The sequence below is a fragment of the Streptomyces cylindrosporus genome, assembly GCF_022698165.1.
Taxonomy (GTDB): Bacteria; Actinomycetota; Actinomycetes; order Streptomycetales; family Streptomycetaceae; genus Streptomyces; species Streptomyces cylindrosporus.
The window spans coordinates 59994-74333 of sequence record NZ_JALDAY010000014.1 but is presented as its reverse complement, the minus strand read 5'-3'; the positions used below and the strand labels follow the sequence as shown (position 1 = coordinate 74333).

Genomic DNA, 14340 nt, shown 5'->3' with positions numbered 1-14340 from the left:
CCGGTCACAACTTGCCGCCCCGTCCGCCGTCGCGCCGCGCGGGCGCGATGAGCGTGGAGAGGTACGGCAGCGGGGTGCCGTCGAGTTCCGCGGCGGGCCGGATGGACTCGGCGTCGAGACCGAGCGCCGACCCCCACACCGCGTCGTCGATCCGCCCGGTCTCCCGCAGCGCCTCGGCGACCTCACCGGCCTGCCGCCCGAACTTGTAGGCGACGACCGTGCCGGGCCCGGCCAGCGCGTCCTTGAGCACGGCGGCCCCCGCGGTGACCGGCACGAGCGTGAGCGGTTCGGTCCCCTCGGTCAGCACGGCGCCCGACCTGGCCGCCAGATCCTGCATGGCGGTGATGCCGGGCACGGTCTCGACCACGGTCCCCGGCACGAGCTCGGCGACGGTCTGCGCGAGGTAGGTGAAGGTGGAGTACACGTTGGGATCGCCGATGGTCGCGAACGCGACGGCGGAGTGGGCCCGCAGCAACGCGGCGACCCGCTCCCCGGCCGCGTCCCAGGCGGCCTCCCGCCGCCCGCGGTCACTGCGCTCGTTGAGCGCGAACACGACCCGGACGACCTTCTCCGCGGGCACGTAGTGCAGCACGGTGGCCTCGGCCCGCCCCTGCTCCCCGCTGTCCATCACGGGTACGACGACGACGTCGGCGGCGCGCAGGGCGTTGACGCCCTTGACGGTCACCAGCTCCGGATCACCGGGCCCGACCCCGACCCCGATCAGCCTGCTGCTGTTGCTCATGACGTCCGGCACCTCTCCACGAACCGACGGGCCACACCGGGCTCGGCAGCCCAGTGCGTGTGCAGATAACTCGCGTGCACGCCCTTTTCCACGAAACCTTCGACCCGCCGGTCGGCGGCGCGCACCCCCCAGGCGGGAGCCGTGCCCGCGCCGGGCTCGACGACGGTCCGGTGGAACTCGTGCCCCCGCAGCCGCGTCCCGGCGACGGCCAGCACACTGTCACTGACGGCGACGGCGTCCCGATAGCCGAGGGTGAGCCGCTCGCTCATCCGCGCGGTGGCGTCCAGCACCCCGCACATGGGCCGCCCGTCGAGTTCCCGGCACAGATACAGCAGCCCGGCACACTCGGCGGCGACGGGCGCACCGCTCTCGGCGAGCGCGGCGACGGCCTTGCGCAGCGGCTCGTTCGCGGACAGCTCGGACGCGTAGACCTCCGGGAACCCGCCCCCGATGACCAACCCCTGTGTCCCGTCGGGCAGTTGCTCGTCACGCAGCGGATCGAAGGTGACGACCTCGGCACCGGCGGCGGTGAGCAGTTCGGTGTGCTCGGCGTAGGCGAAGGTGAAGGCGTGGCCACCGGCGACGGCCACCACCGCACGCCGCTCCGCCTCGACGACGGGCGGTTCCCACGGAGCACAGGACAGCGCCCCCGCACTCCGCGCCAGCTCCAACAGCCCTTCCAGATCGCACCCTTGCCGTACCTGCGCGGCCATCGCCGCCACCGCGTCCACGGCCTCGGCCCGCCGCTCGGCGACCGGCACCAGCCCCAGGTGCCGCGAAGGCGTGTCCACCTGCGCCACCCGCCGCAGCACGCCGAGAACCGGCACCCCCGTCTGGTCCAGCGCCTCCCGCAGCAGCTCCTCGTGCCGGTCCGAGGCGACCTTGTTGAGGATCACGCCCCCGATCCGGACCTCCGGGTCCCAGGACACGAACCCGTGCACCAGCGCGGCCACCGACCGGGACTGCGACGACGCGTCGACGACCAGCACGACCGGCGCCCGCAGCAACTTCGCGACATGCGCGGTGGACGCCAGTTCACCCTCCCCGGCGGCCCCGTCGTACAGCCCCATCACACCCTCGACGACGGCGACGTCGCACCCGCGAGCGCCGTGCGCGAACAGCGGCCCGATCGACTCCGGCCCGCACATGTACGCGTCGAGATTGCGCCCCACCCGCCCGGTCGCGAGCGCGTGATACCCGGGATCGATGTAGTCCGGCCCCACCTTGTGCGGGGACACGGCGAGCCCCCGCGCGGCGAACGCGGCCATCAGCCCCGTGGCGACGGTGGTCTTGCCGCTGCCGGAGGCCGGCGCGGCGATCACCAACCGGGGTACGGCAGTCACCACTCGATGCCCCTCTGGCCCTTCTGGCCCGCGTCCATCGGGTGCTTGACCTTGGACATGTCGGTCACGAGGTCGGCGAAGCCGACGAGCTTCTCGGGCGCGTTCCGCCCGGTGATCACCACATGCTGGGTGCCCGGCCGGTCGCGCAGCACGTCGATCACCTCGTCGGTGTCGACCCAGCCCCAGTGCATCGGGTACGCGAACTCGTCGAGCACGTACAGCCGGTACGTCTGTGCCGCCAGGTCCCGCTTGACCTGCTCCCAGCCCTCCCGGGCCTTCTCCTCGTTGTCCATCTGGGCGTCGCGCTGGACCCACGACCAGCCCTCGCCCATCTTGTGCCAGTCGACGGAGCCGCCCTCGCCGCTGGCACCGAGCACCCGCAGCGCGTTCTCCTCGCCCACCTTCCACTTCGCCGACTTGACGAACTGGAACACCCCGATCGGCCACCCCTGGTTCCAGGCCCGCAGCGCGAGCCCGAAGGCGGCCGTGGACTTGCCCTTCCCAACTCCCGTGTGCACGACCACAAGCGGCCGGTTACGGCGCTGACGGGTCGTCAGTCCATCGTCCGGTACGACACTCGGCTGCCCCTGCGGCATTACGCGGCCCTCCTCTGTACGTCCTTGACCAGCCCGGCGATCGAGTCGGCCCGCAACTCGTCCAAGGTGACCGCCGGGCCCCCCAGTTCACCCGCGAGCTGCCCGGCCAGCCCCAGCCGCACGGGCCCGGACTCGCAGTCGACGACCACGGACGCGACCCCCTCGGCCGCGAACAGCCGCGCCGCCCGCGAGGCCAGCGCGACCGGCTCAGGGCCGCCCGTGGCCCGCCCGTCGGTCACCACGACGACCAGCGCCCGCCGCGCCGGATCCCGCAACCGCTCCACCCGCAGCACGTCGTGCGCCTTCAGCAGCCCGGCCGCGAGCGGCGTACGCCCACCGGTCGGCAACGACTCCAGCCGTACGGCCGCCGCGTCCACGGACGAGGTCGGCGGCAGCGCCACATCGGCCGCCGACCCCCGGAACGTCACCAGGCCCACCTTGTCCCGCCGCTGGTAGGCGTCCAGCAGCAGCGACAGCACAGCGCCCTTCACGGCGCTCATCCGCTGCCGGGCCGCCATCGACCCGGACGCGTCGACCACGAACAGCACGAGGTTCCCCTCGCGGCCCTCCCGGGTCGCCTGCCGCAGATCGTCCCGCCGCACCACCAGCCCGCGCCCCGACCGGCCGCGCGCCCGCTGATGCGGCGCCGCGGCCTGCACGGTCGCCGCCAAGTGCAGCTTGGTCAGCGCCCCCCGGGGCCGCCGGGCCCCGGTGGTCCGCCCGTGCTCGGTGCGCGCCCGCGAACGCCGCCCGGCCGCACCCTCCCCGATCCCGGGCACGCTCAGCACCTTCGTCCGGAACGGTTCCGAGGCCCGCACGGGGGACTGCTCGGCAGCCCCCGAGGCCTGCGGCTGCCCGTCCTCGCCGGCCTCGGGCCGGGCACCGGTGTCGCCGCCCTGCGGACCGTCCGGCTCGGACGGAGGCTGCCCGCCACCGCCGCCGGGGCCACCGTCCGGACCGGGGTCGTCGTCCTCCGGCTCGGCGAACTCCTCCAGCGTCTCGTCGAGCTTGTCCTCGTCCAGCCCCGGCGCGTCGAAGGGGTTACGGCGCCGCCGGTGCGGCAGCGCGAGCAGCGCCGCCTGCCGTACGTCCTCGGCGAGCACGTCGGTCCGCCCGGCCCAGGCCGCCAGCGCCGTCGCCGTACGCGCCATCACGATGTCGGCCCGCATGCCGTCCACCTCGAAGGCGGCACAGGTCGCCGCGATCTGCCGCAGCGCCCCGTCGCCCAGCCGCACCGACGGCAGCAACTCCCGCGCGGCGACGATCCGTTGACGTACCGCCGTCTCCTCGTCCGCCCAACGCGCCGCGAAACCGGCCGGATCGTCGTCGTAGGCGAGCCTGCGCCGTACGACCTCCACCCGCTGGTCGGGCTCCCGCGAGGCCGCGACCTCGACGGTCAGGCCGAACCGGTCGAGCAACTGCGGCCGCAGCTCGCCCTCTTCGGGGTTCATCGTGCCGACGAGCAGGAAGCGGGCGGCGTGCCGGACCGACACGCCCTCGCGCTCCACGTACGAGGCGCCCATCGCCGCCGCGTCCAGCAGCAGGTCGACGAGGTGGTCGTGGAGGAGGTTGACCTCGTCGACGTAGAGGATCCCGCGGTGCGCGTCGGCGAGCAGGCCGGGCTCGAAGGCCTTCACGCCCTCGGCCAGCGCCCGCTCGATGTCCAGGGCGCCGACCAGCCGGTCCTCGGAGGCACCGACCGGCAACTCGACCATGCGGGCCGGGCGTCGGGCCCCGGGCCCCTGCTCGTGCGGGCCGTCCGGGCAGGACGGGTCCGGCGCCGCGGGGTCGCAGGAGAAACGGCACCCGGGAACGATCGCGACCTCGGGCAGCAGCGCCGAAAGGGCGCGCACGGCCGTCGACTTGGCGGTGCCCTTCTCGCCGCGCACCAGCACCCCGCCGACCGCCGGGGAGACGGCGTTCAGCAGCAGCGCCAGCCGCAGATCGTCCTGGCCGACAACGGCCGTGAAGGGAAAGGGGGTTGTCACTGGTCGTCGCCCTCCAAGTCGCCCTCAAGCTCCAGATACGTGGCACGCAACCGCTCCAGCGTGTCCGCGTCCGGCTCGGCCCACAGCCCGCGCTCGGCGGCCTCAAGGAGCCGCTCCGTGATCCCGCGCAGCGCCCACGGGTTGGACTTCTTCATGAACTCCCGGTTCTCCGGGGCGAACACGTACTCGGCGCTGAGCTTCTCGTACATCCAGTCGTCCACGACCCCGGCCGTGGCGTCGTAGCCGAAGAGGTAGTCGACGGTCGCCGCCATCTCGAAGGCGCCCTTGTAGCCGTGCCGCCGCATGGCCGCCATCCAGCGCGGGTTGACCACCCGCGCGCGGAAGACGCGGTGCGTCTCCTCGCCGAGCGTGCGCGTCTTCACCTGGTCGGGGGTCGCCGAGTCGCCGACGTACGCCTCCGGGCTCGCGCCCGTCAGATGCCGGACCATCGCGACCATGCCGCCGTGGTACTGGAAGTAGTCGTCGGCGTCGACGAGATCGTGCTCGCGGGTGTCGACGTTCTTGGCGGCCACGGCGATGCGCCGGAACGCCGTCTCCATGTCCCCCCGCGCCGCCCGCCCGTCGAGTCCGCGCCCGTACGCGTAACCGCCCCACACCGCGTACACCTCGGCGAGGTCGGCGTCGGAGCGCCAGTTGCGGGCGTCGATCAGCGGCAGCAGCCCGGCGCCGTACGCGCCCGGCTTCGAGCCGAAGACACGGGCGGTGGCGCGCCGCCGGTCGCCGTGCGCGGCGGTGTCCTCGTCGGCGTGCGCCTTGACGAAGTTCCGGTCGGCGGGCTCGTCCAGCTCGGCGACCTTCCGCACGGCGTCGTCGATGAGCCCGACGACGTGCGGGAACGCGTCCCGGAAGAACCCGGAGATGCGGACGGTGACGTCGATGCGCGGTCGCCCGAGCTCGTCCAACGGCACGACCTCGAAGCCGGTCACCCGCCGCGAGGCGTCGTCCCACACCGGCCGGCAGCCAAGCAGCGCCAGGATCTCGGCGATGTCGTCGCCCTGCGTACGCATGGCCGAGGTGCCCCAGACCGTGAGGCCGACCGACTTCGGGTACTCGCCCGTGTCCTGGAGGTACCGCTGCACCAGCGAGTCCGCGAGGGACTGACCGACCTCCCAACTCAGCCTGGAAGGAATCGCCTTGGGGTCTACCGAGTAGAAGTTCCGTCCGGTCGGCAGGACGTTGACCAGCCCGCGCGTCGGCGAACCGGACGGGCCCGCCGGGACGTAACCGCCGTCAAGCGCCTTGAGGATGTGGCCGATCTCGTCGGAGGTCCGCGCCAGCCGCGGCACGACCTCATTGCACGCGAACTCCAACACCGCCACGGCGTCCGGGAGTTCGATGCCGAGGACCTCGGACACGAGGGCACGGCTCTCGGCCGTGACCCAACCGCGCTCCTCCATCCCCTCGGCGATCCGCCGGCACAGCTGCTCCAGCAGGTCGATCGCGTCAGCCGCCGTACGGGACGGACCCTCGACGAGGTCCGTCAGCTCGACCGGGACCTTCACCCCGGCGCCCGGCTCGGCGAGCAACTCCTTCTCGCTGAGCCCGAAATGGGCCGCCAGGGAAGCCCTGAGCCCCGGTAGCGCGTTCGCCTGCCCGCCCCACACCTGCGAGGCGCGCAGCACGGCGAGCACCAGGTTCACCCGCGGCTCACCGACCGGCCCGCCACCCAGGATGTGCAGCCCGTCCCGGATCTGCACGTCCTTGATCTCGCACAGATAGCCGTCGATGTGCATCACGAACTCGTCGAAGTCACCGTCGTCCGGCTGCTCGTCGACATGCAGGTCGTGATGGAGCTCGGCCGCCTTGACCAGCGTCCAGATCTGCGCCCGCACGGCAGGCGCCTTCGTCGGGTCCAGGTCGGAGACGAGCGCGTACTCGTCGAGCAGCTGCTCCAGCTTGGCCAGGTCGCCGTACGTGTCGGCCCGGGCCATCGGCGGCACGAGGTGGTCGACGACCGTGGCGTGCCCGCGCCGCTTGGCCTGGGTGCCCTCGCCGGGGTCGTTGACGATGAACGGGTAGACCAGCGGCAGTTCACCGAGGACGGCGTCCGGCGCGCAGCCGCCGCTGAGCCCAAGTCCCTTGCCGGGCAGCCATTCCATCGTGCCGTGCTTGCCCATGTGGACGATGGCGTCGGCGCCGAACGAGTTCTCCAACCACCGGTACGCCGCCATGTAGTGGTGCGACGGCGGCATGTCCGGGTCGTGGTAGATCGCGATCGGGTTCTCGCCGAAGCCGCGCGGCGGCTGGATCATCACGACGACGTTCCCGAACTGCAGGGACGCGAGCACGATGTCGTCCCCGTCGACATAGAGACTGCCCGGCGGCTCGCCCCACGCCTCCAGCATCCCGTCCCGCAGCTCCGGGTCCAGCTTGTCGAACCACGCCCGGTAGTCCGCGAGCGGCACCCGCGCGGGCGCGGCGGCCAGCTGCTCCTCGGTCAGCCACTCGACATCGTGACCACCGGCGTTGATCAGCCGGTGGATCAGCTCGTCACCGTTGTCGGGGTGCCCCTCGACGACGTACCCGGCATCCCGGAGCGCGTCCAGCACCCGCACCGCCGAAGCGGGCGTGTCCAGACCCACCGCGTTGCCGACCCGCGAGTGCTTCGTCGGGTACGCCGTGAAGACCAGCGCCAGCTTCTTGTCGGCGTTCGGCTTGTGCTTCAACCGCGCGTGCCGTACGGCGATTCCGGCGACCCGCGCGGCCCGCTCGGGGTCGGCGACGTACACCGGAACGTCGTCCGGACCCTGCTCCTTGAACGAGAACGGCACGGTGATGAGCCGCCCGTCGAACTCCGGGATCGCGACCTGCATCGCCGCGTCCATGGGGGAGAGGGCGGCATCCGACCCCTCCCAGGCCGCCCGCGACGACGTGAGGCAAAGTCCTTGCAGCACAGGGATGTTGAGGTCCGCGAGTGCCCCGATGTCCCAGGCCTCCTCGTCGCCGCCGGCCGAGGCCTGCGAGGCGTGCGTGCCGCCCGCGGCGAGGACGGTGGCGACCAGGGAGTCCGCCTTGGCGAGGATCTCGTACAGCCCCGCGTCCGCGCCGCGCAGCGAACCGCAGTACACGGGAAGGGCGTTGACGCCCCGCGCCTCGATCGCGTCGCACAGGGTGTCGACGAAGGCGGTGTTGCCGCTCAGCTCATGGGCCCGGTAGAAGAGCACGCCCACGGTCGGCCGGCCCGCCACGAACTCCCGCTCGCCGTGGACGCCGTACTCCGGCATCTTCTGCGGCTCGACGAACCCCTCGCCCGTCAGCAGCACGGTGTCGGAGAGGAACCGGGAGAGTTCCACCAGGTTCGCGGGCCCGCCCTCGACGAGGTACTTCAGCGCCTCCGCGACGACACCCGCGGGCACCGACGACTCGGCCATCAACTCCGCGTCCGGGACGGCCTCCCCGCCGAGCAGCACGGTCGGCACACCGGACGCCTTCAGCGCGGCCAGCCCGTCCTCCCAGGCGCGCTTGCCACCGAGCAGCCGTACGACGGCGATGTCCGCGCCGTCGAGCAGCGCGGGCAGCTCGCCCTCGACGTCCACGCGCGTCGGGTTGCCGATCCGGTAGTCGGCACCGGAGGCGGCGCGGGCCGCCAGCAGGTCCGTGTCGGCGGTCGACAACAACAACACTGTGCTCATGCGGGCGCTCCCGGTGGAATGAAAGGCAGTCCTTGCGGCGCGCCGGACTCGATGAGCCGCCACAGCGCGTCCGTGTCCGCGTGCTGTTCGATCAGATCGCCGAGCCGGTCGAGCTGCTCCTCGCGCAGCGCGGCGAACGAGGTGTCGGGGGCCGGCACGAAACGGCGGCCCGCGGCGGCCGCCACCTCCCGCAGGAACGCCCGCCGGAACCCGTCCGACTCCAGCGAACCGTGCCAGTGGGTACCCCAGGTCTGCCCGACCCGGCAGCCGTCCAGGAACGGTTCCCCACCTGTGACTTCGGCGACCCCGTGATGGATCTCGTATCCCTCGACCCGTTCGCCGAGTGCCTGTCCTTCCGGCCGGGTAAGGATCTTGTCGGGGGCGAACCGCACCCTTAGGGGCAGCACCCCGAGACCCTCCACCCGCCCCCGCCGGCTCTCGACCTCGTCCTCGATGCGCTCACCGAGAATCTGGAAGCCACCGCAGATGCCGAGCACGGGCCGCTGCTCGGCGGCCCTGCGGACCAGGGCGTCGGCAAGTCCCCGCTCCCGCAGCCACTCCAGGGCCTTCACCGTCCCCCGGGTCCCCGGAACGACGACGAGATCGGCGTCGGCGAGCTCCTCGGGCCGGTCCACGAACCGCACCACGACACCCGGTTCGGCGGCCAGCGCGTCCACGTCGGTGAAGTTGGACATGAGGGGGATCGCGCAGACGGCGACCCGCAGCACGTCCTCCCCGACCGGCGGTGCGGTGCTGGACTCCCGCACGGTCCCGCGCAGGGAGACGCGCAGCCCGTCCTCCTCGTCGATGCCGAGCCCGTGCCGGAAGGGCAGCACACCGTACGTCCGCCGCCCGGTGAGCCCGTGCAGCATGTCGAGCCCGGGCTCCAGCAGGGAGACATCCCCCCGGAACTTGTTGACGAGGAACCCGGCGACAAGCCTCTGGTCCTCCTGCGACAGCAGCGCGACGGTCCCGAAGAAGGAGGCGAAGACGCCCCCGCGATCGATGTCCCCGACCACGAGCACGGGCAGCCCGGCGTTCCGGGCGATCCCCATGTTCACGATGTCGGTCCGGCGCAGGTTGATCTCGGCCGGACTGCCCGCCCCCTCACAGATCACCGCGTCATACGTGCCCCGCAGTTCGGCGAGGCACTCCAGCACGGTCCCGAGCAACTGCCGCTGCCGCCCGCCGTGGTAGCCGCGCGCACTCAGCTCGCCCACGGGCTTGCCCATGAGCACGACCTGACTGCTCTGCTCGCCGCCCGGCTTGAGCAGTACGGGATTCATCAGCGCGGTCGGCTCGATCCGGCAGGCCTGCGCCTGCATGGCCTGAGCCCGCCCGATCTCGGCGCCTTCCCTGGTCACGAAGGAGTTCAGGGACATGTTCTGCGCCTTGAAGGGCGCGACCTTGACCCCCTGCCGCACCAGCCACCGGCAGATCCCCGCGGTGACGACACTCTTGCCGGCATCGGAGGTGGTACCGGCGACGAGCAGCCCCCCGCTCATGTCGTACGTCCCTTCAGCAGCAGCCGCGCGGCGACGCTGACGCCGAGCGCGAGCAGACCGACGCGCCGGGAGAGCCGTACCGCCCGCTCGATGTCGTGTACGGCGACGGCGCGTCCCTGGGTGTTCAGCACGGGCCGGTGCTCGACGCGGCCGCCGTACGACAGCGTCCCGCCCAGCCGCACGCCGAGCGCCCCCGCGAAGGAGGCCTCCACGGGCCCGGCGTTGGGGCTCGGATGCTTGGCGGCGTCGGCACGCCAGGCCCGTACCGCACCCCGGGGGTCGTCGCCCGCCACGGTCGCGAGGGCGGCGGTCAGCCGCGCCCCCGGCCACCCGGCGAGGTCGTCCAGCCGGGCGGAAGCCCAGCCGTAGCGCCGGTACTTGGCGGATTTGTGTCCGACCATGGCGTCGAGGGTGTTCACGGCCCGGAACCCGACGAGCCCCGGCACCCCGCCGACGGCCCCCCACACCAGCGCCCCGACGACGGCGTCCGACGTGTTCTCGGCGACGGACTCCACAACAGCCCGCGCGATCCCGTCGGCGTCCAGCGCCTGCGGATCCCGCCCGCACAAGTGAGGCAGCCGGGCCCGCGCCCCCTCGACGTCCCCGGCCTCCAGAGCCCGCCCGACACCCCGGGCCTCACGCGCCAGCGAAGTCCCCCCGACAACGGCCCAGGTGGCGGCGGCGGTCAGCGCGACGGAGGCGGTACGGGACGGTCGTACGACTCTCTCCGCCACGGCACCGAGCCCCACCGCCCCGCCGACGCACACGGCGGTGTGCAGCGCACCCCACCCGCGGTGGTCGCGCCACAGCACCCGCTCCACGGCGCCCGCGGCCCGCCCGAAGATGGCGACCGGATGCCCGCGGCGCGGATCGCCGAGCAGCTGGTCACCGAGGAGTCCGGCAGCGGCGCCGTACGCGAAAACGCGATCGGCACGCATCGGCTCAACCGGCCGTGGGATGGGGCAGCGCTCGGGCGTTGACGCTCAACAGGCAGCCGCGCATGGCGATATGTCCTCACTCAGGGTGTCCACGCCCTGGTTCGACGAGACCGGCGGTGGGAGTTCCTGGCTCCCGGGGCTACCTACCCCGGTGACAGTGGCGGGACCGCGCCGGACTCACACCGGCTTCCTCCCTTGCCGCCGTACATGGCTCCGGCAGTCCACCACGCCCCCGAACGGCAGTCAACTTGCCGTTGACCTGCGACGGGGGAGTGTGCTGAGGCCCACAGAGCGATACGAGTCAGGCCACGATCAGTGAGATCCCGTACGCCACCGCCGCCGCGCACCCCGCGAAGCAGACGTACGCGCCGGTGACCGCGAGAGTCGCGGAGTCGCCCTGGGCCACCGCGCGCTCGCGGCGGGACAGGCCCATGACGCCGAGGGTGAACAGGGCGACGAGACCCACGGTGACCGCGAGGCTGACGCCGAAGACGGAGGCCAGGGCGGACCAGTCGATGCTCATGCTGCTGCTTTCCTTCGTTACCGGTGCGCGGGGCTCAGACGGCGGCCGGCGGGGTGGCCGGGGTCGTGGTGGCGGGAGCGGGGATCGTGGCCGTCAGGTCCTCGGCGACCGAGCCCGCCGGCGGCGGCGTGACGGCCGCGATCGCCGTGGTGACCACGCCGGCCGGCTCCTCCGTGCCGACGACGTTCGACGCGTCGACGACCTCGCGGCGGGAGACCTTCCAGATCGCGGCGCTCGAAGCGACCAGGAAGACGGCGACGACCGCCGTGCCCCAGTCGCCGAGGTCGGTGACCGACTCGGCCAGCGCGCCCACCAGGGCCGCGGCCGGGAGCGTCAGGCCCCACGCCACGAACATCCGGGTGGCCGTCGACCAGCGGACCGCGCCGCCCTTGCGGCCCAGGCCCGCGCCCATCACCGAACCGGAGACGACGTGCGTGGTGGAGAGGGAGAAGCCGAGGTGGGAGGAGGCCAGGATGGCGGTGGCCGCACTGGTCTGGGCGGCGAAGCCCTGCTGCGGCTGGAGGTCGGTCAGGCCCTTGCCCATCGTGCGGATGATGCGCCAGCCGCCGATGTACGTGCCGAGCGCGATGGCCAGGCCCGCGGAGAGGATGACCCAGGTGGGCGGGTCGGAGTCGGGCGCGACGGCGCCGCCGGCGACCAGGGCGAGGGTGATGATGCCCATCGTCTTCTGCGCGTCGTTGGTGCCGTGCGCGAGGGAGACCAGGCCGGCCGAGGCGATCTGGCCGGCGCGGTAGCCCTTCTCCGCGGCCTTGCCGTCGGCCTTCTTGCCGAGGGTGTAGGAGAAGCGGGTCGCCAGCATCGCGGCGACGCCCGCCACGACCGGGGCGGCGAGCGCCGGGATCAGCACCTTGGTGACCAGCACGTCACCGTGGACCGCGCCCATGCCCGCGGAGGCGATGGTGGCGCCGATCAGACCGCCCATCAGGGCGTGCGAGGAGCTGGAGGGCAGGCCCACCAGCCAGGTCACCAGGTTCCAGAGGATCGCGCCCACCAGGGCGGCGAATATGACCTCGGGACGTATGCCGGTCTCGTCGACGAGACCCTTGGAGATCGTGTTGGCGACCTCCACGGAGAGAAAGGCACCCACAAGGTTGAGCACGGCGGACATGGCCACCGCGACCTTGGGCTTGAGCGCACCGGTCGAGATGGTCGTGGCCATCGCGTTGGCGGTGTCGTGGAAACCGTTCGTGAAATCAAACGCGAGTGCGGTTACGACCACAATCGCGAGGATCAGCGAGAAGTTTTCCATTTACCCAGGCAATCGTTCGAAGTCATCGGTCGGTTGACCGTAGGCAACCTGGGTAAACGGAAGATGAACTGCGGCGGGCTTCGCGGTGTCCAGACCCGTCAGTAACCGCGCGCGAACCGCTTCAGTTGGGCCTGCGACCCGTTGAAGAGATTCTGATCACCCGGCAGGCTGCCGCTGTTGTCGTACTGCCAGAAGGTCCAGAACGACCAGCCGGCCGGCAGCGACCCCGCGTCCGCCGAGTCGTGCCGGGCGATCCACAGCGCATGATTAGCGGCGAAGGCGCGGCTGCCGCCGGTGCACGTGTTCCACCAGTGGGCCGTCGTGTAGATCACCGGGCGACGACCGGTGAGCCGCTTCACCTCGTTGCTGAACGAGGTGATCCAGTTCACCATGGCGGCCTTGCTGATCCCGTAGCACTTGTGCTTCTTGTCGTACGGGTTGTACTCGATGTCGAGCGCCGGCGGCAGCGTCCAGCCGTCCGCGGTCCAGGCGCCGCCGTTGTGTACGAAGTACGCCGCCTGCGTCCGGCCCGACGACTTGTTCGGCAGGGCGAAGTGGTAGGCGCCGCGGATGATGCCGGCGTCGCGGGCGCCGTTGTACTGCTGCCCGAAGTACGGGTTCTTGTAGTTCGTGGACTCGGTCGCCTTGATGTAGACGAACTTGGACCCCTTGGCCTTCGCCTTGGACCAGTTGACGTTCTTCTGGTGCGAGGAGACGTCGTGCCCCTTCGGCAGGCTCGCCGCGGAGGCCGGTGACTCGGCGAGGGCGGTCCCGCCGGCGGTGAGTGCCGCGACGGCGACCGCGATCACGCGGGTGCGGCGGCGGAACGGTTTGCGATCACGGGCCATGTTTCCCCCCGGAATGGCGACGTGCACGACAAATCACGGGGAGATTACTGGAAGATCGTCGAATGCTTGCTGATCTCCGGCCAAGCATGAGAAGAGAGGGATATGTCAGATAACGTCCTCTCCCGGAAGTGCGCCCTCCGCCCTAAAGTGCGCCCGCCCCACGGCGACTTGAGGGCGTCCCTGGCAGGATCGCGGCATGGCTGAGCAGCGGCGGGACCAGCGGGACGGGCGGGGTGCCGGGGAGGGCGCACAGGATGTGCCCCCGGAGTGGGGGAGGGGTGCGCTCCCCGAGGAGGCGCGCGCCTGGGAGACGCTCGTCGCGACCGCCCGCCGCACCGTGTCCGACGGGCTGGTCGTCGGCACCTCCGGCAACGTCTCCGTGCGCGTCGGCGACACCGTGCTGGTCACACCCTCGGGCGTCCCGTACGACCGGCTCACGCCGGACGACATCACCGGCGTCGACCTCGACGGGCGACAGCTCCTCGGGACCCTGGTCCCGACCAGCGAGCTGCCCATGCACCTCGCCGTGTACCGCACGACCGACGCCCGCGCGGTCGTCCACACCCACGCCGTGCACGCGACGGCCGTCTCGACCCTCGTCCCCGAGCTCCCGCTGATCCACTACATGGCCGCCGCCCTCGGCGGACCTGTCCGAGTCGCCCCTTATGCGACGTACGGCACGGACGAGTTGGCCGAGAACATGCTCCGTGCCCTCACCGACCGCACGGCCTGCCTCCTCCAGAACCACGGCACGATGGCGTACGGCACCACCCTCGACCAGGCCTACGACCGCACGGCCCAACTGGAGTGGATGTGCCGGCTGTGGCTGACGGCGACCTCGGTACCGGGGCTGACGCCCCACCTGCTGTCCCGGGAACAGCTGGCCGAGGTGGGCGAGAAGCTACGGGGGTACGGGCAGCGGAAGTGAGGTCGC

General features: G+C 72.1%; 11 protein-coding genes and 1 riboswitch. Of the genes, 1 reads left to right on the top strand and 10 read right to left on the bottom strand.

What is annotated here, in order from left to right; translation table 11 throughout:
- Window positions 1-4: 4 nt before the first annotated feature.
- From cobI to MQP27_RS39125, 10 genes are all read right to left on the bottom strand, one after another.
- Entirely contained in the window at window positions 5-754 is a 750-nt protein-coding gene (gene cobI / locus MQP27_RS39170) for a precorrin-2 C(20)-methyltransferase (RefSeq protein WP_242774369.1), read from the bottom strand.
- The gene (locus MQP27_RS39165; protein ID WP_242774368.1) at window positions 739-2088 is read right to left on the bottom strand and encodes a cobyrinic acid a,c-diamide synthase CobB; all 1350 of its coding nucleotides are present in this window, start codon (window positions 2086-2088) and stop codon (window positions 739-741) included. The genes cobI and MQP27_RS39165 overlap by 16 nt, the downstream gene beginning before the upstream one ends.
- Window positions 2082-2681, bottom strand: coding sequence for a cob(I)yrinic acid a,c-diamide adenosyltransferase (gene cobO / locus MQP27_RS39160; RefSeq protein WP_242774366.1), 600 nt, complete (start codon window positions 2679-2681; stop codon window positions 2082-2084). The genes MQP27_RS39165 and cobO overlap by 7 nt, the downstream gene beginning before the upstream one ends.
- Window positions 2681-4669: a putative cobaltochelatase gene (locus MQP27_RS39155; protein WP_242774364.1), complete on the bottom strand. Its 1989-nt coding sequence runs from the start codon at window positions 4667-4669 to the stop codon at window positions 2681-2683. Before MQP27_RS39155 ends, cobO begins: the two co-directional genes overlap by 1 nt.
- On the bottom strand, window positions 4666-8322 hold the full coding sequence (gene cobN / locus MQP27_RS39150; RefSeq protein ID WP_242774362.1) for a cobaltochelatase subunit CobN: 3657 nt from the start codon (window positions 8320-8322) through the stop codon (window positions 4666-4668). The genes MQP27_RS39155 and cobN overlap by 4 nt, the downstream gene beginning before the upstream one ends.
- Entirely contained in the window at window positions 8319-9827 is a 1509-nt protein-coding gene (locus MQP27_RS39145) for a cobyric acid synthase (RefSeq protein ID WP_242774360.1), read from the bottom strand. The genes cobN and MQP27_RS39145 overlap by 4 nt, the downstream gene beginning before the upstream one ends.
- Window positions 9824-10765, bottom strand: coding sequence for a cobalamin biosynthesis protein (locus MQP27_RS39140; RefSeq protein ID WP_242774359.1), 942 nt, complete (start codon window positions 10763-10765; stop codon window positions 9824-9826). The genes MQP27_RS39145 and MQP27_RS39140 overlap by 4 nt, the downstream gene beginning before the upstream one ends.
- Window positions 10766-10866: 101 nt before the next feature.
- Window positions 10867-11006: riboswitch (cobalamin riboswitch) on the bottom strand.
- A gap of 60 nt (window positions 11007-11066) precedes the next feature.
- Window positions 11067-11288 (bottom strand): hypothetical protein, encoded by a 222-nt coding sequence (locus tag MQP27_RS39135; protein WP_242774357.1) that lies wholly within the window; start codon window positions 11286-11288, stop codon window positions 11067-11069.
- A gap of 34 nt (window positions 11289-11322) precedes the next feature.
- Window positions 11323-12558 carry an inorganic phosphate transporter gene (locus tag MQP27_RS39130; protein ID WP_242774356.1) on the bottom strand — a complete coding sequence of 412 codons (1236 nt, stop codon included), beginning with the start codon at window positions 12556-12558 and terminating at the stop codon, window positions 11323-11325.
- A 98-nt stretch (window positions 12559-12656) separates the two neighbouring features.
- Window positions 12657-13406: a lysozyme gene (locus MQP27_RS39125; protein ID WP_242774355.1), complete on the bottom strand. Its 750-nt coding sequence runs from the start codon at window positions 13404-13406 to the stop codon at window positions 12657-12659.
- Between the two features lie 196 nt (window positions 13407-13602).
- Between MQP27_RS39125 and MQP27_RS39120 the strand changes: the two genes are divergently transcribed.
- A complete protein-coding gene (locus MQP27_RS39120) occupies window positions 13603-14334 on the top strand; it encodes a class II aldolase/adducin family protein (RefSeq protein ID WP_242774354.1) in 732 nt (243 codons plus the stop codon).
- Window positions 14335-14340: the final 6 nt, after the last annotated feature.